This is a genomic window from Methanofollis liminatans DSM 4140 (assembly GCF_000275865.1).
Lineage (GTDB): Archaea > Halobacteriota > Methanomicrobia > Methanomicrobiales > Methanofollaceae > Methanofollis > Methanofollis liminatans.
This window is the reverse complement of the sequence record NZ_CM001555.1, coordinates 1,063,344-1,086,708: the sequence shown is the minus strand read 5'-3', so window position 1 is coordinate 1,086,708 and position 23,365 is coordinate 1,063,344. Positions and strand designations below refer to the sequence as shown.

The window sequence follows — 23,365 nt, the reverse complement described above, 5'->3', positions numbered from 1 at the left end:
AGATTGCAGTTATTTATTATTAGCATACCCATAGATGGGATTATATGACGAGCCTCGCTGTGATCGGCACCGGGCGGATTGGCGGCGAAGTAGCCTTCCTCGCCGCTGCAAAGGGACTTATTGACGATATCATCATCTGTGACGCCGTCAGGTCTCTCGAACACGCGCAGGCGCTCGATCTCGCTCATGCCTCCTTCGACGTCGGCATCGAGACAGACACCCTCCTGGTAAGGGACGCCGACGTCTGCGTCTTTGCGGCAGGCCGGCCCAGGTCGCCGGAGACAAAGACCAGGGCAGACCTGCTCAACTCGAACCTGCCGGTCCTGGACGAGTGCTGCGATCACCTCCCGTCCTTTGGCGGCATCATGATCACCGTCACCAACCCGATGGACGTGAACAACTACTATCTCCACCGGTGCCTCGATATCGAGCCCGCCCGGTGCATCGGCTTTGGTGGCCAGCTCGACAGCGCCCGGTTCGCCCTGCGGCTCGGAAAAGAGGGGATCAGCGGGGCGGCGAGCGTCCTCGGCGAGCACGGCGAGCACCAGGTCCCGGTCTTCTCCCGCCTGGAGACGGCGGTCCCGGCCATAAAGCGCGAGGAGATCCTCGCAGACCTCAGGGGCGCAAGCATGGAGGTGATCAGGGGCAAAGGCGGCACGGTCTTCGGCCCGGCGGCCCATATCGTCAGGCTGATCGAGGCGGCCCTCGGGAAGAGACAGGACGAGGTCATCCCCTGCTCGTGCATCGTCGACGGCGAATACGGCCTCTCCGACCTCTCCATCGGGCTCCCGGCGCGGATCGGCAAGGACGGGATCAGGGAGATCGTCGAGTGGGACCTCGACGCCTGGGAGCAGGAAAAACTCACCGAAGCGGCATCGTTCATCGGAGAACTCTGCAGGGGCCTGGATGTCTGATGCACAGGCGACCCTCTTCTCCGGCGAGGCCGGGGGCCTGAGGATCGGGATCAACCAGGTGGAGTACACCGTCACCGGTACCGGGGCGGTGGTCCACATCTTCGGCCGCGAACCCTCGGGCCGGGCGGTCCACCTCCAGGTGACCGGGTTCAGGCCGTACTTCTACGCCCCCGCTGACGAGGTGGAAGGCCGGCCCCTCCCGCCGCAGGTGACGGGCGTGGACGAGGCGGTGTTCACCTCGATCAAGGGCGAGCGCCTCCGCCGCCTCTACACCGTCCGCCCGACCGACGTGCGTGATATCCGCGACCGCTACCACCACCACGAGGCCGACATCCCGTTCGCCACGCGCTACATGATCGACGCCGGACTCACCGGCGGCGCAGAGGTGCCGGCCGAGACGGTGGACCACACCGAGGTCTTGCCCGCCGAGGTCGACGCCCCGGCCCGCCTCTGCTTCATCGATATCGAGTGTGAGGACCTGCGGGGCTTTCCCGACCCCGCACGCGAGCGGATCATCTGCATCACCTGCTGGGATTCCTTCGACGACGAGTACACCACCTTACTCCTCGCATCGGCCGGGACCTCGCCAGGTTTCTCCGACGAGTGGACGGCGAAGAACGGCTGCCTCTGGAAGGGAAAGAGCCGGCACCAGGTCTGCACCTACGAGACCGAGGAGGCGCTGATGCGGGCGTTTGCCGCCTATATCAGGGAGAAAGACCCGGACATCCTCTCGGGCTGGAACTTCACCGACTTCGACCTCCCATACATCACGCGGCGGATGGAGGTGCTCGGGCTCAACCCGTCCGACCTCTCCAGACTGCCCGGCATGACCGAGCGGACGCCCGTGCGGGGGCGGGCGGTCTTCGACCTTTTGACCGCCTACAAAAAACTCCAGCCGAGCCAGAAGGAATCGTACAGGCTGGACGCCGTCGCCGAGGACGAGATCGGCGAGCGGAAGGTGCGCTACGCCGGGACGATCACCGACCTCTGGCTGGAAGACCCGGAGCGCCTGGTGGAGTACAACACCACCGACGTCGAACTCTGCGTACGGATCAACGCCAAGAACAGCATCGTCGATTTCTACCGGATGATCTCCCGCTACGTCGGCGTCCCTCTGGACCGGACCCTCAACTCCTCGAACGTGATCGACATCTACATCCTCAGAAAGGCGCGGGGGCGCTTCGTCCTCCCGTCGAAGGGGAACGTGGCCGCCGACGAGTTCGAAGGGGCGACGGTCTTCGAACCCTCCCTCGGGGTGCGGGAGAACGTGGTGGTGCTCGACCTCAAGTCCCTGTACCCGATGGCGATGATGACCCTCAACGCATCGCCCGAGACGAAGGACCCGGCCGGGGAACTGCGGGCCCCGAACGGGATAAGGTTCAGGAAGAGCCCGGACGGCCTGACCAGGAGCATCCTGGCGGAGTTGATGGAAGAGCGCGACGCCCTCAAGAAACGGCGGAACGAATACGCCTTCGGCTCGCCTGAGTACACCCTCCTCGACCTCCAGCAGGGCGTGATGAAGGTGATCATGAACACCTACTACGGCGTCTCGGGCTACGCCCGTTTCAGGCTCTACGACCGGGAGATCGGCGCCGCCGTCACCTCGGTCGGCCGCGCCATCATCACCCACACACGCGACGTGATCGCCGGGATGGGCTACCATGTGCTCTACGGCGACACCGATTCCTGCATGGTCGCCCTCCCGAAGGCCGACCTCGAGGAGACGATCCGGATCGCCCGCGAGATCGAGGGGCGGCTGAACGAGAGTTACTCAGAGTTCGCGAGGACGGCGCTCAACGCCGACCGGCACTTCTTCTCGATCAAGTTCGAGAAGGTCTACGAGCGCTTTTTCCAGGCCGGGAAGAAGAAGCGCTATGCCGGCCACCTCGTCTGGAAGGAGGGGCTCTCCGTTGACAAGATCGATATCGTCGGCTTCGAGATGAAGCGAAGCGACTCGCCCCAGCTCACCCGCGAGGTGCAGGAGCACGTGATCGAGTTGATCCTCAAAGGGGCCGGCCTGGCCGAGATGAAGGCCTATCTCGGCGAGGTGATCAGGACCTACCGGCGTGGCGGCTACCCCCTGGATGAGGTCGGGATCCCTGGCGGGATCGGCAAGGCCCTCGAGGAGTACGGGGTGCAGGACGCCCATATCAGGGGGGCGATCTACTCGAACGCCAACCTCGGCACCGACTTCAAGCGGGGCAGCAAGCCCAAGCGGATCTATATCAGGTCGGTGAAGGCGAAGTACCCGCAGACCGATGTGCTCGCCTTCGAGTACGCCGACCAGGTGCCGCCGGAGTTCGTGGTGGACTGGGAGACGATGCTGGAGAAGACGATCAAGCAGCCGATCGAGCGGATCATCGAGGCCCTCGGGTGGACCTGGACCGACGTCGACCCCTCGAGGACAACGCTCTTCGACTTCGGATGAGGATCCCCGGTACAGGCGTTTCTGATCTACCAGGCCTCACGCAATAGGCCGCGAAGAAACGAATAACCTGATAACACGGTCGCCCCCATAATCAAATAAGAATACAGCGCGGCGCCGATGGGGACGCCGCGCCCCCCGGGAGTGATCACGATCGATATCACAGCCGTTATCCTGCTCGCATACGCCCTCTTAAACGTCTGCGCATTTTTCCTCTACGGCCTCGACAAGAGAAAGGCAGAGAAAAACGCCTGGAGAACCCCCGAGCGCACGCTGCTCTTATGCTCACTCTTCGGCCCGTTCGGGGCGTGGGCCGGCATGCAGCAGTTCAGGCACAAGACTACAAAACCGAAGTTCAGGCTCGTGCCGGTGTTCATGGTCGCGCACGCCGCGGCGATCGGGCTGGTCGTCATGCACCTGGCAGGGTGAGGGGGGGCACCCCTCCTTCAAGAGCCCCCGCTCAGCCTTCGTTCTTCTCCCCGATCACTTCAAGCGTCCTGCCGAGGGCGGCCACCGTCTCCTCTTCCCCGGCAAGGTACTCCCGCAGCGCCCGGTAGAGCATCAGCATCGCCTCGTCGCCGTAGATCTCGACGGCGTCGGCCGGCGAGAGCGGGCAGGCATACGAATCGACAATCTGGCCGTCCGAGGAGTACATCACCTCGAAAAACTCGCCCCGCTCGGAGAGGGTGCAGTACTGGTCGATCACCTTCTTCTGCGCATCGTCCGGGCGGTACGGCACCGGCTCGGTCTTGCCCAGGATGATCATCTTTTCGCGGTAGTATTCGGCGTTGAAGATCTCGCCTTTCGTGTCCTGCTTCCCCTTTTTGAGCAGGTTCATCCCGATATGCCCAATAAGGGGCGCCGCCATCGCTCCCATCTTCGCAAGAAGGTCAGCCCGCCTGCCGGCGATCTCGTCGGTCAGGCGCTTCTTTTCTGCGTCCATCTCCCCTATCCGCCTGACCAGCGCCTCATATCCAGTCTCAATCTCGTCCATATTCATGCTCCGTACTTCAACGGTTGGCCGTGCCGGTATTTGATGATGTGGCCCGGCCGGTCAGGTACACCGTCCTGTTCCCGGTGATCCTGACATTCAGCCGCTCGCCCGGCAGAAAATTCCCCGGCACCACGATCTCCCGGTACGCCCGGTCCCGCGCCACCACCGACCCCTCCTTCTTCCGGCAGGTGACCACCGCCTCGACCGTCTCCCCCACCAGGGCGGCGTTCTGCTCCCGGTAGATCTCCTTTGCCGCCGCGTCCAGGATCCTGGACCGGTCCTTTGCGATCCGTTCGGGCATCGTCTTCAGGGCGGCGGCCGGCGTCCCGGGGCGGGGCGAATACCTGGTGACGTTCACCTTCTCCGGCCTGATCGCCCTGAGCAGGGCCATGCTCTCAGCGAAGTCCTCCTCGGTCTCGGTGGGATACCCCACGATAAAATCGGTGCAGATCCGCACCTCAGGGCATGCCTTCCTGAAGGCGGCGACCATCGCCTCGAACTCCCCGGCCGTATAGCCGCGTCTCATCGCCGCGAGCACGGCGTCCGAGCCCGACTGGACCGGGAGATGGACAAACGAGAAGACCTTTGCCTCCCCGAGGAGGCGGGCGAGGGGAACGGCAATCCCCTGCGCCGTCGCCGGGTTCATCATCCCCAGGCGGAGCAGAAAATCGCCAGGCAGAACGGAGACGGCATCGATCAGGGCAGGCAGCCGTTCGCCCAGGTCCATCCCCCAGGCGCTCACGTCCTGCCCGGTGACCTGCACCTCATAGGCCCCCCTCCCGACCAGGGCCTCCACCTCACGGCAGATCGCCTCCTTCGGCCTGCTCCGCAAGGGCCCCCGTGCAGCCCTGGTGATGCAGTACGCGCACCGCCCGGCGCACCCGGCGGCGACCTGGACGATCCCCGCGCCCCCGACCACCCCGGTGCACGCCCCGCAAAACCGCTCCGAGATCTCCTCGGGGAAGAGGAGCCGCGCAGACGGTGCCGCCCCGAGGATTTCCGCCGCCTGCACGACCGGCATGCACCCGGTGACATAGAGGTCGCGGTCGGCGAACGCACGGATCCGCCTGAGCATATGCCGCTCGGTCTTCCCGATCACCGTGCAGGTGTTGATCACCACTACATCGGCCTCGTCCGGGCCGGCGACGATCCGGCACCCCTGCCCCTCCAGGATCAGGGCCAGCTTGCGCGTGTCCGCGTGGTTGTAGGTGCAGCCATAGGTCTCGATGTACACCTGTCTGTCCCTGAGCCCTTCCATCACCCTCACACTATGTCAGTCCCACCATATCAGTCTGCAGAAGGGGGAAGCGTGCAGTTCGTGAATGGAGCCGGCGCGAATCGGGATTCCTGAGAGTATCAGCAAAACCCTTAACACCCAATCCGCATATGATATATGAATGCTCACGATAGGTCTGCTGGGGTGCGGCAATATCGGGAATATCATCGCCAAAAATCATGTCGGCGTTGAAATTGTCGCCCTTTTCGACCAGATGCCCGAGCGTGCGGAGGAGCTGGGACGCCTCTGCCACGCAAAAGCATTCGGCGATATCGAGGAGTTTCTCAGCGAGGATTTTGATCTCGTTGTGGAAGCGGCCTCGGTTTCAGCCGCCCAGGAATATGCCCTCTCCGTGCTGGAGCACGGCAAGGATCTCGTCGTCATGAGCGTGGGAGCGTTCGCCGACGAATATTTCAGAGAGGAGGTAACCAGACGCGCCGCCGCGCTCGGGCGCAGGATCCATATCCCGAGCGGCGCTATCTTCGGGCTGGACAACCTCAAGATCGGGCAGATCTCCGGGATCACAAAGCTCCTCCTCAGGACCACCAAAAACCCCCGTTCCCTCAATATGGAATGTACCGAGCGCATGCTCCTCTTTTCCGGGCAGGCGAACGAGTGCATCAAGCACTACCCGAAGAACACCAATGTCTCGGTCGCCCTGGAGCTGGCCGCCGGGCGCGCCGTCGAGGTCGAACTCTGGGCCGACCCGGATGTCGATAGGAACGTCCACGAGATTGTCATCGAGGGCGACTTCGGCGAGGCGACGATCACCGTGCGGAACCGGCCGAGCCCTGACAACCCCTCGACCAGTTACCTTGCGGCCCTCTCCATCATCACCCTCCTCAAAAATCTCAGCGAACCGATGAGGATCGGGACATGATCGCCGACGAGATCAGGAGGCTCGCCGCAGAGCAGGGAGCGGTGATCCTCGCCCACAACTACGAGAGGCCGGAGGTGCAGGACGTCGCCGACTTCCTGGGCGACAGTCTGGAACTCGCGATCAGGGCGAAGGAGACGACCGCAGACGTGATCGTCTTCTGCGGGGTGGACTTCATGGCCGAGACGGCGAAGATCCTCAACCCGGGCCGGAAGGTGATCCTGCCGGTGCAGGATGCGACCTGCCCCCTGGCAGAGGCCCTGACACCGGAGATGGTGCGGGAGGCGCGGGCCTCCCACCCCGGGGCGGCGGTCGTCCTGTACGTGAACTCGACCGCCGAGTGCAAGGCCGAGGCCGACATCACCTGCACCTCGGCAAACGCCGTCGATGTAGTCAGGTCCCTCGCCGAGGATGTGGTCCTCTTCGGGCCCGACGCCAACCTCGCCCATTTCGTCCAGCAGCACCTCCCGGAAAAGCAGATCGTCCCCCTTCCCCCTGAAGGGCACTGCCCCCTTCACGTGCGGTTCAGCCTGGCCGACGTCGAGGCAGGACACGCCCGGGGCGACACCGTCGTCTGCCACCCGGAGTGCAACCCCGACGTCCAGGCGGCCTCCGACCTCGTCGCCTCGACCGGCGGGATGGTCAGGGAGGCCCCGCACCACGCCGCCTGGACGGTGCTCACCGAGGAGGCGATGACCTACCGCCTCAGCTGCCTCTACCCTGAGGCGGCCTTCCACCCGGTCGAGGGCGCGGAGTGCGAGGACATGAAGAAGATACGGCTTGAAGACGTCCTCCACGCCCTCAGGACCGGCGAGTACGAGGTGCAGGTGGAGGCGACAATCGCCGCACGGGCACGGCACGCCATCGAGCGGATGATCGCCCTGCCGAGATGATCCCATGATCGATCGCGACCAGTTGATCGGGTTTCTCCACGAAGACGCACCCTATGGCGACATCACCTCAGAAGCCCTCGTCCCCGCAGACCTCCAGACCCGGGCGGCGATCCGGGCGAAAGAGCCCTGCGTGATCGCCGGGCTCGAAGAGGCGGCGTTCATCTTCATCTACCTCGGCGTCGCGGCCGTCGCCGCCGTCGAGGACGGGGCGGCAATCCCGGCGGGCACCGTCGTGATGACCGTCGAAGGCCCGGCGCGCGCCGTCCTCCGGGCCGAACGCCCGGCACTCAACCTCATCGGCAGGATGAGCGGGATCGCCACCGCCACGCGCGCGGCTGCAGAGTCGGCCCGCGCCGCGAACCCGGCCGCACGGGTCGCCCCGACACGGAAAACCGCCCCGGGCCTCAGGGCCCTCGACAAGAAGGCGGCGATGATCGGTGGCGGCGAACCCCACCGCTTCTCCCTCTCTGACATGTTCCTCATCAAGGACAACCACCTCGCCCTCGTCGGCATCGAGGAGGCAGTACGGCGGGCAAAGGCCTATTCCCGCTACCACCGGATTGAGGTCGAGGCTGAGTCTGCCGATGACGCTGTCCGTGCGGCCAGGGCCGGGGCCGATATCGTCCTCCTCGACAACATGACGCCGGCCGGCGTGGCCGAAGCCTTAGACGCCCTCAGAGCCGCCGGGCTGAGGGACCGGGTCACGATCGAGGTCTCAGGCAGGGTCACCGCGGAGACTGTCCCCGCCTATGCAGGGGCCGGGGCCGATATCATCAGCATGGGCGCGCTGACCCATACCGTCAGAAACATCGACGTCGGTCTGGACATCACCTGATCGGCGCTCCCGAATTCTGATCAGGCCCTCCCTTTTCGCATTTCCCGGGCCTCGGGAAGGTTCTTATGATCTCACACCGTACTTCTTAGGTCATCTCAGGACCGTAGTCATGCCAGCCGATATTCAGGAGTGCCCCATATCCGACGGGGAAGAGGAAATAGAGGGCCTTGATCGGGAGCTTGCGGACCTTGTGCTGTCTCTTGGCGATTCCAGCCTTGTGGCGCGATGGGAGGCGATCGCTTCCCTGATCCGGGCCGGCGCCCCGGCCGTACCCCGCCTGATCGGCGCACTGAAGGACGCAAACAAATATGTGCGCTGGGGCGCCGCAGAGGCCCTCGGCAGAATAGACGATCCGCGCGCCGTCGAGCCTCTGATTGCGGCGCTGCGTGACCACGACAAAGACGTCCGCTGGAAAGCGGCGATCAGTCTCGGTTCGATGCGGGCAAACGAGGCGGTCTGCCCCCTGATCCGGACGTTGAAAGACGATGACACCGACGTGCGCTGGGGTGCGGCGACGGCCCTCGGGGAGATCGGCGACCAGCGCGCCGTCGAGTACCTCCTTGCAGCCCTGGACGAGAAGGGGAGCCATGAAAACCGGGACGGCGTGATCATCGCCCTCGGTGAGATCGGCGACTCCCGCGCTGTGGACGCCCTCGTCGCCGCCCTCGATGACCGCAACTACGAGATCAGGTTCGAAGCGGTCAAGGCCCTCGGAAAGATCGGCGATCCGGCGGCGGCGACAGCGCTCCTGGAGCGACTCAGGGACGAGAACTGGGAGGTCAGACTGGTGACGGCAGAGGCGCTCGCCCGCCTGAAGGAAGGCGGGGTGACCGGTTCGCTTTTCGCCCTCCTCACCGACACCTCTTCAGACGTGCGCCGGACAGTCGCCGGGATCCTCGGGGAGACCGGCGATCAGCAGGCGGTGGAGCCGCTCATCGCCGTTCTGCGGCACGACGAGGAATGCCGCTACGAGGCCGCCGAGGCCCTCGGCAGAATAGGAGACCCCCGCGCCATCGCACCACTCCAGCAGGTCTACGAGTTCTGCGACCCCTGCGTCAGGGTCGCCATTCTCAACGCACTCTCCGCCATCGCGATGAAAAATAGAGGATCGCCAGGATCCTTTCAGATCAGCGGACAATAAACAGGGGCGTCGTGATCTCGCCGGCGATCTCGCCGAGACAACTTCCGGGGTGTGACGTCCCGCTCTGGCCGAAAGCGCCCATCACCACAAGGGAGTAGTCGTTCTCCCTGATCTCGGCCACAATCTCCTCCCGTCTCGCCCCCTCGCGGATCTTTATCGTACAGACGCAGCCTTCCTGAGTGCAGTACTCCCTGATATTTTCAAGTTCAGCCTCGATGGAGCGGTGCATGTCCTGCCAGATATTCTGCTCGTAGGTCCCGATGATCTCACACTTATCGCTCTGGGTGCAATAGTTGAATGCCATCGTCCTCGCCTCGCGTTTGTCGAGGACGGAGAGGAGCACGACCTCCGCACCTTTCTTCTTTCCAATGGAGATCGCATGCAACGCCCCCATATGGCTCCACTTTGATCCGTCGATTAAAACCAGTATCTTCATCGTGATCACCAGATATACCGCAGCCACAGGATGCCAACGCCGATCGCCACGCTGATGACGAGAACGGCCATTCCCATCTTTAGGAAATCGACAAACCTGATATTTATGCCTTCCCGCTCGGCGATCCCGATGACGACGACATTCGCCGACGCCCCGATGGCGGTGCCGTTCCCGCCGAGGCACGCACCAAGGGAGAGCGCCCACCAGAGCGGCCCGACATCCATCGAGGCGCCCATATCCTGAATGAGAGGGATGAGGGTGGCGGTCAGGGGGATGTTGTCCACGATCGCCGAGGCGAAGGCGGCGAACCAGGCGATCAGGATCATCGCCTCGCCGGTGGTGTGGACATGGGCGACGACGAAGGCGGCGACCTGGGCGATCAGCCCGGTCTCAACCAGGGCGCCGACGATGACGAAGAGTCCGCCGAAGAAGAAAAGGGCGGGCCACTCGATTTTCTCCAGGATCTCGTCGGGCTGAACCCGGCTCCAGAGGAGGATGATCGCCGCACCGGTGAGGGCGACGACCGCTGGTTCGAGGCCCAGGCTGGAGTGGATGAAGAAGAGGAAGACGACCAGGAGTATGGTGACGATCGATTTGACGAAGAGAGATCTGTCCGTGATCGCCGCCCGCTCGTCGAGGGCTTCGATCGTCCGCACGATCCGCTCCTGTTCAGCGCCTTCGACCTGCATCCTCTTCCTGAAGACGATCACCAGGACCAGCAGGACCACCACGAAGTCCACGAGCACTACCGGCCCCATATTGATAAGGAAATCGTTGAACGAGAGTTTTGCAGCGGAGCCGATCATGATATTGGGGGGGTCGCCGATGAGGGTCGCCGCACCGCCGATATTCGAGGCAAAGATCTCGGAGAGGAGGTACGGCACCGGGTCGAGTTCCATCACCCGTGCAATGTAGAGGAGCATCGGGGTGAGGAGGAGGACGGTCGTCACGTTGTCGAGAAACGCCGAGACGACGGCGGTGACGATCGAGAAGAGGATCAACACCTTAATGGGACTCCCGTGGGCCAGTTTCGCCGTCCTGATCGCGATATACTCGAAGAGCCCGCTCTTGCGCGCCGTGTTGACGATGATCATCATCCCCATTAAGAGGAAGATCGTCCCGAGGTCCAGGTATTCGGGGATCTTCTCCCAGGGAACGATCTGCGCAAAGACGATCACCGCCGCACCGGCCATCGCCGCAACGGCACGGTGGATACGCTCGTCGATGATCAGAGCGTAGGTGAAGAGAAAGACCGCAACGGCGATCACCTCGGCGTACATTTCCCGTCCCCTGAAAAATCGTTGTCCTGTATGCGCGGCACCACTGCTATACGCCTTCTTTTAAGAGAATTACAGGAGGAAGTGTTGCCTTCCAACCCATTTCAGGCTTATGCAACCGGGTGGGGGTGCGGCCCCCTCACCACCCGAAGAAGAGGAGGAGCATGCCGACACCGACGCCCACGGTCACGAACAGGATGAGCATGCCCATCTTCAGGAACTCCATGAAACTGATAGAGATGCCCTCGCGCTCGGCGATCCCGATGACGACGACATTTGCAGACGCGGCGATGGCGGTGCCGTTCCCGCCGAGACATGCACCCAGGGAGAGCGCCCACCAGAGCGGCTTGATGTCCATCGCCATCCCCATATCCTGGATGAGGGGGATGAGGGTGGCGGTCAGGGGAATATTGTCCACGATCGCCGAGGCGATGGCGGCGAACCAGGCAATCAGGACCATCGCCTCGCCGGTGGTATGGACATGGCTGATCACGAACCCGGCGATCTGCGAGATCAGCCCGGTCTCGACCAGGGCGCCGACGATGATGAAGAGCCCGCCGAAGAAGAAGAGGGCGGGCCACTCGATCCGCTCCAGGATCTCGTCGGGCTGAACCCGGCTCCAGAGGAGGATGATCGCCGCACCGGTGAGGGCGATGATCGCCGGTTCAAGGCCCAGGCTGGAGTGGATGAAGAAGAGGAATACCACGAGCAGGATCGTTGCGATGGACTTGTTGAAGAGAGAGCGGTCGAGAATCGCCGCCCGCTCGTCAAGGGCGCCGATCGTCTGCACGATCTTCTGCTGCTCCTCAGGGCGCACGCGCAGGCCTTTCCCGTAGATGAGATAGAGCATGCCGAGCATGATCACCATGTCCACGAGCACGATCGGCCCCATGGTCATCAGAAAATCGTTGAAGGTGAGGCCCGACGCCGAGGCGATCATGATGTTGGGCGGGTCGCCGATGAGGGTTGCCGCGCCGCCGACATTCGAGGCGAAGATCTCGGAGAGGAGGAAGGGCACCGGGTTGAGCTTCATCAGCTTCGCGATGTAGAGAAGCATCGGGGTGAGGAGGAGGACTGTCGTCACGTTGTCGAGAAACGCTGAGACGACGGCGGTGACGATCGAGAAGAGGATCAACACCTTGATGGGGCTCCCATTGGCCAGCTTCGCCGTCCTGATTGCGATATACTCGAAGAGCCCGCTCTTGCGCGCCGTGTTGACGATGATCATCATCCCCATTAAGAGGAAGATCGTCCCGAGGTCCAGGTATTCAGGGATCTTCTCCCAGGGGACGATCTGGGTAAAGACGATCACTGCCGCGCCGGCCATCGCCGCAACGGCACGGTGGATCCGCTCGTCGATGATCAGGGCATAGGTGATGAGAAATACGGCGATTGCCAGGAGTTCCGTGTAGAGCATTGCTTTCCTCAGTAGATGATGATGGGTTTTTCCACCGTCTGCGCCAGCCTCAGGGTGACCGGGCTGACCGCTGCGACCTCGGTCAGGGACGCAGCATATTTCTTCGATACGGCAATCAGGTCATGGCTCTCCGCTACCTCGGCAATATTCTCGAACTTACTGCCGGAAAACATCCGGCTCTTCACCGGGAGGCCGGCCCGCTCAAGGTCCGCAGTCGTCTTCCGCAGGATCTCCTCGCCATACGCCTCGCGTTTGCGTTTGAACTCGGCCACGGTGTCGGCGTTGAGGCTGTCCTCGACGATCCTGATCACCTCGAGGTCGATGATATAGACGAGCGAGACGGTGGCGCCCTCATAGCTGGAGAGGGTGTCGTAGAGCATGGAGGGAACCTCTTTCACAAAATAGTCCAGCGGCATCAGGATGGACCGCACCTCAGGAACCTTCCGCTCCTCCTCGGTGAGAAGAAACTCACGATACTCCTTCATGACGGTGTCGTACCTGGTGCCGGCCACGTCCTTGAACTTTCTCTGTATCAATGAAGTGAAATACCCCATCGTAATCCAGAGAAGTATAGGCCGGAATTTATTAACTCTTTTCGCGGAACCGCTCACCTGAAAACGGCAGCAAGGGCCGCCCTGCACGAGGGGCAGAGCATCACCTTCTTCCGGTCGAGTTCGGCGAGAGTGGCGGGCTTGAACATGACGCATTCGGGGTCGGTGCAGTGTTCAAGGCCGAGGAGGTGCCCGATCTCATGGGCCCCCTCTTTTCCCGCGCGGTCGGCGAGGTCGTCGAAATCGTCTTCCCTGCGGTAAAAAGCGTTGTCGAGGCGGGCGATAGAAATGACCGCGCACCCGGTCTGGGGGCGGGCGAGGCCGAAGACAAAGTCGCAGCCGCCGGCATAAAGATCGTGGGTGACGACGAGGAGGACCGGCCCCTCGCATCCCATCCTGCCCTTCATGAACAGGACGCGTTCGAGGATGGCCGCGGCGTCGTACTGGTTGCGCTCCGGGTGAAAGCCGTTGATGAGTACGTCGGCATCAACAAGCGTCACCGGGAGGCGGAGGACCGTCTCGATCCGTCGTCCCACCGGGAGACGCAGACCGGTCGGGACCTGATGATCCCAAATAATCGTAACGCCCATTGTATCTAGATTTTCGTGGTGTTCGCGTATAAACGTATTGAGGCACGGATCGGGGAGTATATCGCCGCTCATTACCATAATGTCATCGAAGTAGGGATCGGCAGGAACACCGATGTCGCCGCCCTATGCGCCCGGGCCGGGCTGCGGGTGCGGGCGACCGACATCAGGGAACCGCCCGAGGTGCCCGGCGTCGAGTCACGGGTGGACGACGTCTATGCCCCTGACCTCCCCTGGTATGCGGGCGCCGACCTCGTCTATGCAGTGAGGCCGGGGGTGGAGATGGTGCCGCCGCTGATCGATCTGGCACGTGCGATCGGCTGCGATCTCATCGTCTATCATCTCGGCAACGAGATCTACGAGAACGGCGGGGAGATCATCGACTGCGGGCCGGTGCTCCACCGCTACTATCGTCCCTAGAACGAGTCGAAAAGGGTTGCCTGACTCCGGGGGGTCTGCCGCTCCTCACGCACGGGCGGCGCCTCTGCAAGGAGGACTTCCTCGATCTCCACCGGTTTCTCCTCCTTCTTTTTCGGCGCCTTCTGGAGGTCTTTTAAGGCCTTCATCACGGTTTTGACCCGCTCTTTATCGTGGAGGAAAAAGTTCAGCTCGTCGGCGTCGAGCCCGATCTCCCTGACGCATTCGAGGGGGCGCTCCTCGACGAGGAGGGTGAGGAGGGTGAGGTACTCCTCCCGGATCGTGTGTTGCGGGAGGTCCAGTTTTCTGGAGAGTTTCTGCATCACCGAAGTGCGCACCGCCTTCTGTTTGCGTGCCCCGCTCATCCGCTTCCAGCGGGCCGGGGGCATGATCCGCTCATGGATCCCCGCCCCCCCTGCGGCCTCCTTGACCCCGATGGTCATCATGGCGCCGGCATATTTCCAGAGGGCATAGTACTGCCGCCGGTAGGTGAGCCCGACCCACTCGTCGGCCCGCGATACGGCGGCATAGGCGCGGGCGGCCCGCTCAGGATCCCTGAGCACGTGAAGGTTCCCCTCGATCCACTGGACGATCGTGTCCGGAGTGTCCTCCACCGCCCTGGAGAGACGGATGAGGTCGGCATCGGGTTTTCCCGAGAAGATCGCCGCGATGAGATCGAAGATCGTCGCCCGAAGATCTTTCTGATTGGTGTGAACGTCCGCCTCCCCGACGTCTTCTCTGCCGATGGCGGCGGCATAGAGCATATTGACCGCCGAGCGCATGTCTCCGCCGGCGCTCTCGGCGATGCCGGTCAGGGCTTCCGGGCTGCAGGCGAGGCCTTCGTCCCGGCAGATCTCACGCAGGCGCGGCACCATGGAGCGGGCCTGGATCGCCCTGAAGAGCACGGGTTCGCCGAGGGCCTTGATCTCCTTCGCGAGGCCGTATATGTCGTTTGCGATGAGCACGATGGGTTGCCGGGCGTTTTTGATGATCTCCATGATCGCCCGTGCGCCCCCGCGGTCGGCGGTGCCGTGGAGGTTGTCGGCCTCGTCGAGGATGATCAGTTTGCGTTCGGCCCCGCTGAGGCTGGTGGTGGTGCTGGAGGTGCCGGCGACCCGTTCGATGATCGCCTTGGTGCGCTGGTCGCTGGCGTTCAGCTCGACGATCTCCCAGCCCATGTCCCGGGCGAGGGCGTGGGCGGCTGAGGTCTTCCCGATACCGGGTTTGCCGTAGAAGATGAGGGGCGGGGTGCCCCGCCGCCAGGACCGCGCCCAGTCAACGATCTGCCGGACGGCCGGGCCGTTGCCGACGATCTCCTGCAGGCTCTGCGGGCGGTACTTCTCGGTCCAGTCCTGCATCTTTTGTGATGAATATTCCGACGCCACGGTCCTCTCTCCCTCCTGATGATCAATAGGACAGGATGCTATTTGATGGTTGGGAACGGCGTCCGGGACCGACCCAGAACACCCAGCATACCGGGCGATAGAGGCGTTCAGGGCCAGGGAGAGAGGCGAATGCACGGGGTTTCTGGAAGGATGGCGCACCCGGAAAGACCCCGGGAGAAAGGGCTGCTTCCGGGCCTGGACGGCGCCTGTGCCATACCACCGATCGCCGGTGCTTTCACCAATCAATCACATACCTTATCATTTATGAGAAAAAACACCATACAAGCTGATAGAATGTTGGTGTTACCGTGGTAGACAACTGTTCCCCGGACTCGGTCGCGCGATCGGTCAGGGAGTACGAGGGGGTGACGAGAAAACGCGGGATCGGCGAACTGATCGAGTGCCTCAGGATCAACGACCAGCCCAATGTCGTCGCTTCTTTCGGCGAGGATGCCGCGGTGATCCGGCAGGACGATAACGCCCTCCTCCTTGCTGCAGACGGCATCTGGAGCAAACTGATGGAGGCCGATCCTTTCTGGGCCGGCTACTGCGCCGTGCTCGTGAATGTCCACGACATTGCGGCGATGGGCGGCACGCCCCTCGCCATGGTCGACATACTCTCCTTCACCAATAATACCCTCAGAAACGAGGTCACACGGGGGATGCAGGCGGCGTCGAAACAGTTCTGCGTGCCGATCGTCGGCGGGCACCTCCACCCTGACACGCCCTACTCGGTCATCGACGTCGCCATCCTTGGGACGGTGAAGATGAACGACGTGATCTATTCGAGCACGGCAGAGACGGGAGACCGCGTCGTCGCCGCCATCGACCTCGACGGTCGGGTCCACCCGTCCTGCATCTTGAACTGGGATTCGGTGACGATGAAGCCGGCTGAGACCGTCAGGAAACAGATCGGCGTCATGCAGGAACTTGCCCGGCGCCATCTTGTCACCGCAGGCAAGGATATCTCCAACCCGGGCGTCATCGGTACCCTGGGCATGCTCCTCGAGGTCTCGAAGAAGGGGGCCGCGATCGACCTGGACAGGATCCCGCGGCCCGATCTCCAGGCCCACAATATCACCTTCGAGCACTGGGTGCGGATGTACCCGGGGATGGGCTTCATCCTCACCTGCCGCGAGGAGCACACCGCCGAGGTCTGCCGCCTCTTCGAGGAGGCCGGTATGACGGCGCAGGCGATCGGCGAGGTGAACGACTCCTCCTCGCTCTCGGTCTCCTATCGCGGCGTCACCACCTCGGTCTTCGACCTGCAGCAGGAAGGGATCATGCGGATCATCAGCGGTGCAAAGATCGTATGATCGTCGGGATCGGTGTCGGCGGCGAGGAGGAGAAGGTCGCCCGGACGGTGGAGCGGGCGGGGTCGCAGGTGCGGATCGTCTGCTACTGCCGCCCCGGGGCGATGGACGCATACCCGGTCGAGAGGCGCGAGAGCGAATGCCCGTGGGAGGCGCTTATTGCCGATCTGGTGGCCGGGCAGATCGATGCGGCGGTGCGGGGCACCCTCCCCGCGAACGAGACCCTCAGGTGCCTGAAGAAGGCCTGTGGCGTCGATCACCTGGAGCGGATCGCCCTGCTGGAAACTGCCGGCGGCGTGCGCTTCCTGCTTGCGCCGGTGGGCGTCGACGAGGGGTGGACCGTCCAGGAGAAACTCGCCCTGATCGAGAAGGGGCGGGCGATCGCCACCTCGTTCGGCCTCTCCGAGCGGGTGGCCGTGCTCTCGGGCGGGCGGTTCGGGGACCTGGGGCGGCACCGGGCGGTGGACCGCTCCATGGCCGACGCCGAACTCGCCGCCCGCCTCGGAAACGCCGAACACCGGGAGATCCTCATCGAGGATGCCGTGAAAGAGTGCGGGGTGGTGATCGCCCCTGACGGCATCTCGGGCAACCTGATCTTCCGGACGCTGACCTTCCTGGGAGAGGGGGCGGGGCATGGGGCACCGGTGGTCAATATCGACAGGATCTTTGTGGATACGTCGCGCGCCTCACCAGATTACACCGGTGCGGTTCTCCTCGCTGCATCGATGGCCAAAAAGAAAAACCCCTGAATTTCGGTTTATTTTTTAAAATGAACTCCTTATAATTAATCTATTTTTTTGTCGAATATGCTTGGTGCAAACAGCACGTGCACGATGCATCCCCTCGGGATAGGGTATCAGAAGCCATTATGACGAGGTAAATGCGAAAGATTTAAATACTCTTCGAGAAAGTGTTATTTTAGAGGTAATTAGACATGGCAGACCTACCAATTGCAGCGGTTGTCAGAATCGCCAAGAAGAACGGTGCAGAGAGAGTCGGCAGCGATGCAGCAGCGGCACTTGTCGCAAAGGCCGAAGTGTACATCGCCAACCTGACCAAGGAAGCGAACCGCCTCGCCCAGCACGCTGGCCGCAAGACGATCAAGGAAGAGGATGTAGAACTCGCGGCAAAGTCCGCCTGAACTCACCTCTTTTCTCGAACGACGTTCTCGCAATCGTTGATGATCATTCTGTTTTGATGTGTTTGTGCCGGAGCGGAGCGCAGGGTGTTCTGTTCAGGCAGGTGGAGAATCGAAGGACACCGACAGGACGGTGCCTCTTTCAGGTGATCTGGAGAAAATCTCACGCGAAGCCGCGAAAAGACCCAAAGGCAAGGGGAGCGTTTTAGGGCATCGTTTCTTCGCGTGAGCGGACGGTGCGCCGGTGCCGGGAGGTCTGCCGCCCATTGAGATAGGAGATGAGGGCGCCCCCCTCTGCCTTCCCGGTCCAATCCGCTCCAATGGGGTGCAACCCCCGGCAGGCAGCGTGAGGGACGGGAAATCAGGTGTACCTCTGCCCCGGGACCGGCGGCGACGATCCGGCGAGGGATATAGGACCCGGACGCACAAAAAACAGGATCTGACCGGACCGGAAAAGAAAAGCGGGATTATATTCAGAGCGTTCCCTTCGTGCTCGGCACGCCGGTCTTTCGGGGGTCGATGGCGACCGCCCGGCCCATGGCGACGCCGAAGGCCTTGAAGATCGCCTCGGCCATGTGGTGATCGTTTCGGCCGTAGAAGCGAATGTGGGCCGTGATCCCGGCGCGGCTGCAGAGGCTCCCGAAGAAGTGCTCGAAGAGACTGGTATCGATCCCGCCGGTCGTGGGAGCGTTGAACGACCCGCAAAAGACCAGATAGCCGCGGCCGCCGACGTCGATCGCCACCTCGGCGAGCGCCTCGTCCATCGGTATGGCGACGCTGGCGAAGCGGGCGATCCCGCGCCCGTCGCCGACCGCCTCGCTGATCGCCGTGCCGAGCACGATCCCGACGTCCTCGACCAGGTGGTGGGCATCGACCTCGAGGTCGCCCTTCGCCTCCACCCGGAGGGAGAAACCGCCGTGCTTTGCAAACGCATTGAGCATGTGGTCAAGGAAGGGAAGCCCGGTCGAGACCGCGATCTCCTCTTCCCCGTCCAGCCCGATCACAAGACTGATCGCCGTCTCCTTCGTCTTACGCTCCACCTCTCCTATCCTCATCGCGCCGCCTCCAGTGCCTCTTCAAGTGTGATCTTCCCGCTGTACAGCGCCGACCCGAGCACCGCCCCGGAAACCCCGAGGTCCCGCAGGGCCCGGACGTCGGCGGCGCTCGAGACCCCGCCGGCCACGACGACCGGCAGGCGAGTCCGTTCGAGGAGCCGCCCCACCGGCCCGGTCTCGATGCCGCGGCAGAGCCCCTCCACCGTCACGTTGGTAAAGAGGAGCGATCCCGCACCGAGGAGTTCGAAACGCTCGGCCCAGGAGAGGTAGTCGCCCGCCTCCTCCTGCCAGCCCTCGATGACGACCTGCCCGTCCCTGGCGTCCACGCCGGCCATAACATGCCCGGGGCCGTACTCCAGAGAGAGGTCGCGGACCACCTCGGGCTCGCGGATCGCGATCGTTCCCAGGATCACCCGGCCCACCCCGATCTCCAGCCATGCGCGGGCGTCCTCCCGGCTCCGGATCCCGCCGCCGAGTTCCACGAAGACGCCGGTCTCCCTGATCAACTCCCTGATCATCCCGGCGTTCGCCCCGGCGCTGCCGAACGCCCCGTCCAGGTTGATCACGTGGAGAGCGTCGGCGCCGGCGTCGAGCCATTTGCGGGCGTTCTCAAGGGGCGTGCCATAGGCCGTCGCCGTCTCGCGCCGCCCCTGCACGAGCTGGACGCACTGGCCGCCGAGGATATCCACCGCAGGAAAGATCATCATGGGTATCAGGGGATCATTCGTTCGATCGACATCACCAGGATATCGCGGGCGCCCGAGCGCTTCAGCTGGGTGATCAGCTGGTAGACGCACTCCTCGCGCACGACGGCGTGCACCGCCACAAGCCCCTCGTGGGAGGCGACGTCCATCACCGTCGGGCCGCCGAGGCCCGGCAGGATCCGCTCGACCTCGGGCAGGGCGTCCCGGTTGACGTTCATCATGATGTAGCACTGGCCCTTCGCCCTGACCACGCTCTCGAGGGCGAGGACCACTTCCTGGATCTTCTCCCTCTTCTGCTCAAGCGATACCGGGTTTGCGATCACCTCGGTGTTCGTGCTGAGCACCTCGCCGAGGATGCGCATCCGGTTCGTCTGGAGGGTGGTGCCGGTGCTCGTCAGGTCGACGATGGCGTCGGCGATGCCGAGATAGGGTGTCGCCTCGCAGGCCCCCCCGACCGGGACGATCGTCACCTCGACGCCAAATGTTTCAAAGTACGCCCGGGTGATGTTCGGGAACTCGGTGGCGATCCTGGCACCGTCGAGGTCTTCCACGCCGTTGATCGGGGCGTCTTCGGGCACGGCCACCACCAGGGTCGCCCGCCCCATCTTCAGGTCGAGGAGTTCCTCGACGACCGAGCCGCGCTCGTGGACCATGTCCAGCCCGGTGATCCCGATATCGGCGGCGCCGTTGGCCACGTACTCGGGGATGTCGATCGGGCGGGCAAAAAGCACCTCGATATCAGGGTCGACGGTCTTTGCAACGAGCTTGCGCTCTCCGGTCTCCCTGAGGTGGATGCCGCTCTTCTCCACAAGGTCGCGGATGGGCTGTGCGATCCGTCCTTTGTTCGGGATCGCAAGGCGGATTTTGGTGGTGCCGGTCATATCCTCTCTTCCTGCGGGCATGGAAATACTATCTTAGAAGGTCTTCAGGTCGCCCCTGATGACCTTCTCGGTGATGCTGCCGATGTTTTCGAGCCCGGTGTCGATGATCGCATCGATGGCGGGCTGGATCGCTGCCAGTTCCACGCCGGCCTTCGGGATCACCTGGACGCCGGCGACGAGAGGCTGGTCGATCGGGTGGCCGATCTGGGAGAGGAGCCTGATGTAGATCTCGTCGATGCCGTCGATCTCGGTGACACAGGTGTTTGCGAGCTGGGTGGAGAGGAGGTTGTAGATCTTGCCGATATGGTTGATCGGGTTCTTGCCGCTCGTCGCCTCCATGCTCATCGGTCTGCACGGGGTGATCAGCCCGTTGCAGCGGTTGCCGCGGCCGACCGAACCGTCGTCGCCCATCTCGGCCGAGGTGCCGTTCACGGTCAGGAAGACGACGCCGTTCGAGATGTCGTCGGCGGTGTTCACGTCGATGTGGACCTTCCGGTCGGTGAACTTCGGGGCGATCCCCTCGATCGTCTCCTTGAGCCTGGCGATCGTCTCGACGTACTCGCCGATGTCGGCGAGGTAGCGGTCGACCATCGCCACCGCAAGGGTGAGCGTGATGTCGTCGCCGTCACGGAGGCCCATGACCTTGATGTCGGTGCCGATGGCAGGGTTCTTCGGGCGGTAGACCTCGTCGATGTAGTCGGAGACGCCCTTGACCAGGCTCTCGGTCTCGCTGAAGGGGGCGTGGCCGACGCCAAAGGAGGTGTCGTTCGCCCGCATCACGGCCGATCCGCCGCAGGTCTTGAAGACGTCGCGCAGGTCGGTCGAACCGGTCCCCATGCGGCAGTCGACGATGATGTCGCGCTCAAGGTTCATGATGGGGATGATGCTCTTGACATAGGAGCGGGCCGCTTCGACAGCGATGGAATCGGCCGGGATATTGATGCCGTCGAAGGTCTTGGTGGCGCGGCCGGTGAGAAGAGCATAGATCGGCCTGACGATCTTGCCGCCGCCGAAGCGGGGAAGGGATTCGCCGGCGACGATCTCGCCCTGGTCGGTGTTGTGGTGCAGGTAGACCCCGCACTCCTCGAGATAGGCCCGGCAGAGCGCACGGGAGACCGCTTCGGCGATACCGTCGGCAATGCTGTCCGGGTGGCCGATGCACTTGCGCTCGACCAGTTCGATCTGCTGCTGTTCGATAGGTGTCTGCGCGATCCGCTCTACCCTGATGTTTCTGATCATCTCATCCCTCATGTCAAAGAATAATTAATTACAACGATCGGGTCTCATTTAACCGTTTCTATAATTACCTCTGCCCGGGGTTTTAGCCCCCAAAGCGGCCCGGGCAGGGCGTTAAAGGAAAATGCGTATTTCTCCCGTGAAAAGGTTGAGGCCCCTTATATTTCTGAGAGTAATTTTTCTGCCCCTCCAGACAGGGGTGTTTCTCGCGCGAGGGGTAAGCTCCCTCTCTAATATTAATCCATTCACGGCCTTAATGCGTCCACTCTATAATGGGAATATCAGGACCGACGGCCTTGATCACGGCATCCCTCATATTGGCATAATGCGGGCACGGATAGCCGATGGGATTTCCCTTGCTCACGCACGACGCAAAGACGATCGCCTCTGCACCCCTCTCGATGAGCATTTTTGCCCGTGGTATCGCCCTTTTGCCCGGGCACCCGCCGCAGGTCACAAATCCGACGATCTCAACCGGCCCTGTCTCCTGGAAGGCGCCTTTTCCTTCTCTGGTCACCAGAAAGTCTGCTGTTCCCGGACAGATATCTTCGGTCATCAGACACCGAATAATGCCCACTTTCATAGAGAGAACTCCTGATACACTCGTATATCACTTTGGAAACGTGCATACCGCAGCCATCGCCGTACCCCTATCGGCGGACCTCGACGCCGGTGCACACCGAAAAATCCACAGGACGAAAAGATCCAGGTGGCCGGATTCAAAAAAGGGTTTAGTTCGTCCCGTCCAGGTGTACATCCACCTGCGGGAAGGGAATCTCGACGCCGGCCTCCCGAAACGCCAGGAGGATGCCGGAGGTCAGGTCGCCCTTTACCCCCCAGTAGTCCCCGGTCCTGGTCCACGCACGCAGGGCAAGGTTCACCGACGAGTCGGCCAGTTCGGTGACGACGACCGCAGGCTGAGGGGAGGAGAGGACCGCGGCATGGGACTCCATCAGATCCTGTGCGACCCTGAGCGCCAGATCGAGGTCGCTGTCATAGGCGATCCCGACCGAGACGTCCACGCGGCGGGTGTCCATACGGCTGGAGTTGATCACCGGGCTTCCCCAGACGAGCGAGTTGGGGATGGTGATGTAGGTGTTGTCGGGCTTGAGCAGTTCAGTCGCCATGATCCCGACACCGGTGACTGTTCCGGAGATGCCGTTGACCTCGACGAACTCCCCCTTGTCGATCGGGCGGAGGGCCGCCACCCAGACACCGGCGGCGAGGTTGGTGATCGTGTCCTGAAGACCAAAACCGAGTATGAGCCCGATCACTGCCGAGAGTCCGAGCACCACAGAGGAGACATCGACCCCGAGCGCCGCCAGGACGACCAGGACGAGGATGACGTAGAGCAGGACTGAGAAGAAACGGACGAGAAACTCTACGACCAGTTCGGGGAGGCGTGACGAATGGGAGAGCGTCTTTTTGAAGAGGGAAATGAGCACCTTGACGGCGATCCAGCCGATGATTGCGATGATCACGGCGAGAAGAACCTTTTCGAGCGTGATTCCCGAGAGCGGAATCGTGGTCTCAGTGAGAATATCTGCGATCTCCATGGAGCATATGATTGGAGAAGATACAGGATAAACTTGACCCCGGGAGGCAATCAGGTT

The 23,365-nt window shown here is 62.8% G+C and carries 25 protein-coding genes; 11 read left to right on the top strand and 14 right to left on the bottom strand.

Annotation, left to right across the window (positions count from 1 at the left end; genetic code table 11):
* Positions 1–44 precede the first annotated feature (44 nt).
* From METLI_RS05585 to METLI_RS05575, 3 genes are all read left to right on the top strand, one after another.
* Entirely contained in the window at positions 45–914 is an 870-nt protein-coding gene (locus METLI_RS05585) for a malate dehydrogenase (protein WP_004038747.1), read from the top strand.
* The gene (locus tag METLI_RS05580; protein WP_004038745.1) at positions 907–3,342 is read left to right on the top strand and encodes a DNA-directed DNA polymerase; all 2,436 of its coding nucleotides are present in this window, start codon (positions 907–909) and stop codon (positions 3,340–3,342) included. The genes METLI_RS05585 and METLI_RS05580 overlap by 8 nt, the downstream gene beginning before the upstream one ends.
* A 141-nt stretch (positions 3,343–3,483) precedes the next feature.
* Positions 3,484–3,768 (top strand): DUF1294 domain-containing protein, encoded by a 285-nt coding sequence (locus tag METLI_RS05575; protein ID WP_245529410.1) that lies wholly within the window; start codon positions 3,484–3,486, stop codon positions 3,766–3,768.
* A gap of 31 nt (positions 3,769–3,799) precedes the next feature.
* Here the strand turns inward: METLI_RS05575 and METLI_RS05570 are convergent, their stop codons facing one another.
* Positions 3,800–4,333, bottom strand: a complete 534-nt coding sequence (locus tag METLI_RS05570) for a hypothetical protein (protein WP_004038741.1) — start codon at positions 4,331–4,333, stop codon at positions 3,800–3,802.
* A gap of 16 nt (positions 4,334–4,349) precedes the next feature.
* Positions 4,350–5,591 (bottom strand): MiaB/RimO family radical SAM methylthiotransferase, encoded by a 1,242-nt coding sequence (locus METLI_RS05565; RefSeq protein WP_004038739.1) that lies wholly within the window; start codon positions 5,589–5,591, stop codon positions 4,350–4,352.
* Between the two features lie 139 nt (positions 5,592–5,730).
* Here METLI_RS05565 and nadX point away from each other — a divergent pair, with 139 nt between their 5' ends.
* The 4 genes from nadX (at position 5,731) to METLI_RS05545 (ending at position 9,355) form a co-directional block, all read left to right on the top strand.
* Positions 5,731–6,489, top strand: coding sequence for an aspartate dehydrogenase (gene nadX / locus METLI_RS05560; protein ID WP_004038737.1), 759 nt, complete (start codon positions 5,731–5,733; stop codon positions 6,487–6,489).
* A complete protein-coding gene (gene nadA / locus METLI_RS05555; RefSeq protein WP_004038735.1) occupies positions 6,486–7,379 on the top strand; it encodes a quinolinate synthase NadA in 894 nt (297 codons plus the stop codon). The genes nadX and nadA overlap by 4 nt, the downstream gene beginning before the upstream one ends.
* 4 nt (positions 7,380–7,383) lie before the next feature.
* A complete protein-coding gene (nadC, locus tag METLI_RS05550) occupies positions 7,384–8,214 on the top strand; it encodes a carboxylating nicotinate-nucleotide diphosphorylase (RefSeq protein ID WP_004038733.1) in 831 nt (276 codons plus the stop codon).
* A 109-nt stretch (positions 8,215–8,323) separates the two neighbouring features.
* Positions 8,324–9,355: a HEAT repeat domain-containing protein gene (locus tag METLI_RS05545; protein ID WP_004038731.1), complete on the top strand. Its 1,032-nt coding sequence runs from the start codon at positions 8,324–8,326 to the stop codon at positions 9,353–9,355.
* Here METLI_RS05545 and METLI_RS05540 read toward each other — a convergent pair.
* The 5 genes from METLI_RS05540 to METLI_RS05520 form a co-directional block, all read right to left on the bottom strand.
* Positions 9,342–9,791 carry a universal stress protein gene (locus METLI_RS05540; protein WP_004038729.1) on the bottom strand — a complete coding sequence of 150 codons (450 nt, stop codon included), beginning with the start codon at positions 9,789–9,791 and terminating at the stop codon, positions 9,342–9,344. The genes METLI_RS05545 and METLI_RS05540 overlap by 14 nt on opposite strands.
* A gap of 5 nt (positions 9,792–9,796) precedes the next feature.
* On the bottom strand, positions 9,797–11,071 hold the full coding sequence (locus tag METLI_RS05535; RefSeq protein ID WP_004038727.1) for an ArsB/NhaD family transporter: 1,275 nt from the start codon (positions 11,069–11,071) through the stop codon (positions 9,797–9,799).
* A 136-nt stretch (positions 11,072–11,207) separates the two neighbouring features.
* Complete coding sequence (locus tag METLI_RS05530) at positions 11,208–12,485, bottom strand: ArsB/NhaD family transporter (RefSeq protein ID WP_004038725.1); 1,278 nt, start codon at positions 12,483–12,485, stop codon at positions 11,208–11,210.
* Between the two features lie 8 nt (positions 12,486–12,493).
* Positions 12,494–13,021 carry a universal stress protein gene (locus tag METLI_RS05525; RefSeq protein WP_157203223.1) on the bottom strand — a complete coding sequence of 176 codons (528 nt, stop codon included), beginning with the start codon at positions 13,019–13,021 and terminating at the stop codon, positions 12,494–12,496.
* A 71-nt stretch (positions 13,022–13,092) separates the two neighbouring features.
* A complete protein-coding gene (locus METLI_RS05520; protein WP_004038721.1) occupies positions 13,093–13,626 on the bottom strand; it encodes an archaemetzincin family Zn-dependent metalloprotease in 534 nt (177 codons plus the stop codon).
* A gap of 15 nt (positions 13,627–13,641) precedes the next feature.
* On the opposite strand from METLI_RS05520, the gene METLI_RS05515 reads away from it, so the two are divergent.
* Positions 13,642–14,043, top strand: a complete 402-nt coding sequence (locus METLI_RS05515; protein ID WP_004038717.1) for a UPF0146 family protein — start codon at positions 13,642–13,644, stop codon at positions 14,041–14,043.
* On the opposite strand, the gene METLI_RS05510 is transcribed toward METLI_RS05515, so the two are convergent.
* Complete coding sequence (locus METLI_RS05510) at positions 14,040–15,398, bottom strand: replication factor C large subunit (RefSeq protein WP_004038715.1); 1,359 nt, start codon at positions 15,396–15,398, stop codon at positions 14,040–14,042. The genes METLI_RS05515 and METLI_RS05510 overlap by 4 nt on opposite strands.
* A gap of 335 nt (positions 15,399–15,733) precedes the next feature.
* Between METLI_RS05510 and METLI_RS05505 the strand changes: the two genes are divergently transcribed.
* The 3 genes from METLI_RS05505 to METLI_RS05495 all read left to right on the top strand — a co-directional run bounded on the left by METLI_RS05505 (position 15,734) and on the right by METLI_RS05495 (position 17,879).
* Positions 15,734–16,741 carry a methanogenesis marker 2 protein gene (locus tag METLI_RS05505; RefSeq protein WP_004038714.1) on the top strand — a complete coding sequence of 336 codons (1,008 nt, stop codon included), beginning with the start codon at positions 15,734–15,736 and terminating at the stop codon, positions 16,739–16,741.
* Positions 16,738–17,487, top strand: a complete 750-nt coding sequence (mtxX, locus tag METLI_RS05500; RefSeq protein WP_004038712.1) for a methanogenesis marker protein Mmp4/MtxX — start codon at positions 16,738–16,740, stop codon at positions 17,485–17,487. Before METLI_RS05505 ends, mtxX begins: the two co-directional genes overlap by 4 nt.
* A gap of 185 nt (positions 17,488–17,672) precedes the next feature.
* A complete protein-coding gene (locus tag METLI_RS05495; RefSeq protein ID WP_004038710.1) occupies positions 17,673–17,879 on the top strand; it encodes a histone family protein in 207 nt (68 codons plus the stop codon).
* Between the two features lie 470 nt (positions 17,880–18,349).
* Here the strand turns inward: METLI_RS05495 and hisB are convergent, their stop codons facing one another.
* The 6 genes from hisB to METLI_RS05465 all read right to left on the bottom strand — a co-directional run bounded on the left by hisB (position 18,350) and on the right by METLI_RS05465 (position 23,308).
* The gene (gene hisB / locus METLI_RS05490; RefSeq protein WP_004038708.1) at positions 18,350–18,931 is read right to left on the bottom strand and encodes an imidazoleglycerol-phosphate dehydratase HisB; all 582 of its coding nucleotides are present in this window, start codon (positions 18,929–18,931) and stop codon (positions 18,350–18,352) included.
* The gene (hisA, locus tag METLI_RS05485) at positions 18,928–19,638 is read right to left on the bottom strand and encodes a 1-(5-phosphoribosyl)-5-[(5-phosphoribosylamino)methylideneamino]imidazole-4-carboxamide isomerase (RefSeq protein WP_004038707.1); all 711 of its coding nucleotides are present in this window, start codon (positions 19,636–19,638) and stop codon (positions 18,928–18,930) included. Before hisA ends, hisB begins: the two co-directional genes overlap by 4 nt.
* Before the next feature lie 5 nt (positions 19,639–19,643).
* On the bottom strand, positions 19,644–20,516 hold the full coding sequence (hisG, locus tag METLI_RS05480) for an ATP phosphoribosyltransferase (RefSeq protein WP_004038705.1): 873 nt from the start codon (positions 20,514–20,516) through the stop codon (positions 19,644–19,646).
* Positions 20,517–20,549: 33 nt separating this feature from the next.
* Positions 20,550–21,755 carry a methionine adenosyltransferase gene (locus tag METLI_RS05475; protein ID WP_004038703.1) on the bottom strand — a complete coding sequence of 402 codons (1,206 nt, stop codon included), beginning with the start codon at positions 21,753–21,755 and terminating at the stop codon, positions 20,550–20,552.
* Between the two features lie 250 nt (positions 21,756–22,005).
* Positions 22,006–22,335 (bottom strand): CGGC domain-containing protein, encoded by a 330-nt coding sequence (locus tag METLI_RS05470; RefSeq protein ID WP_004038702.1) that lies wholly within the window; start codon positions 22,333–22,335, stop codon positions 22,006–22,008.
* 148 nt (positions 22,336–22,483) lie between these two features.
* Positions 22,484–23,308: a mechanosensitive ion channel family protein gene (locus METLI_RS05465; RefSeq protein ID WP_004038701.1), complete on the bottom strand. Its 825-nt coding sequence runs from the start codon at positions 23,306–23,308 to the stop codon at positions 22,484–22,486.
* Positions 23,309–23,365 lie beyond the last annotated feature (57 nt).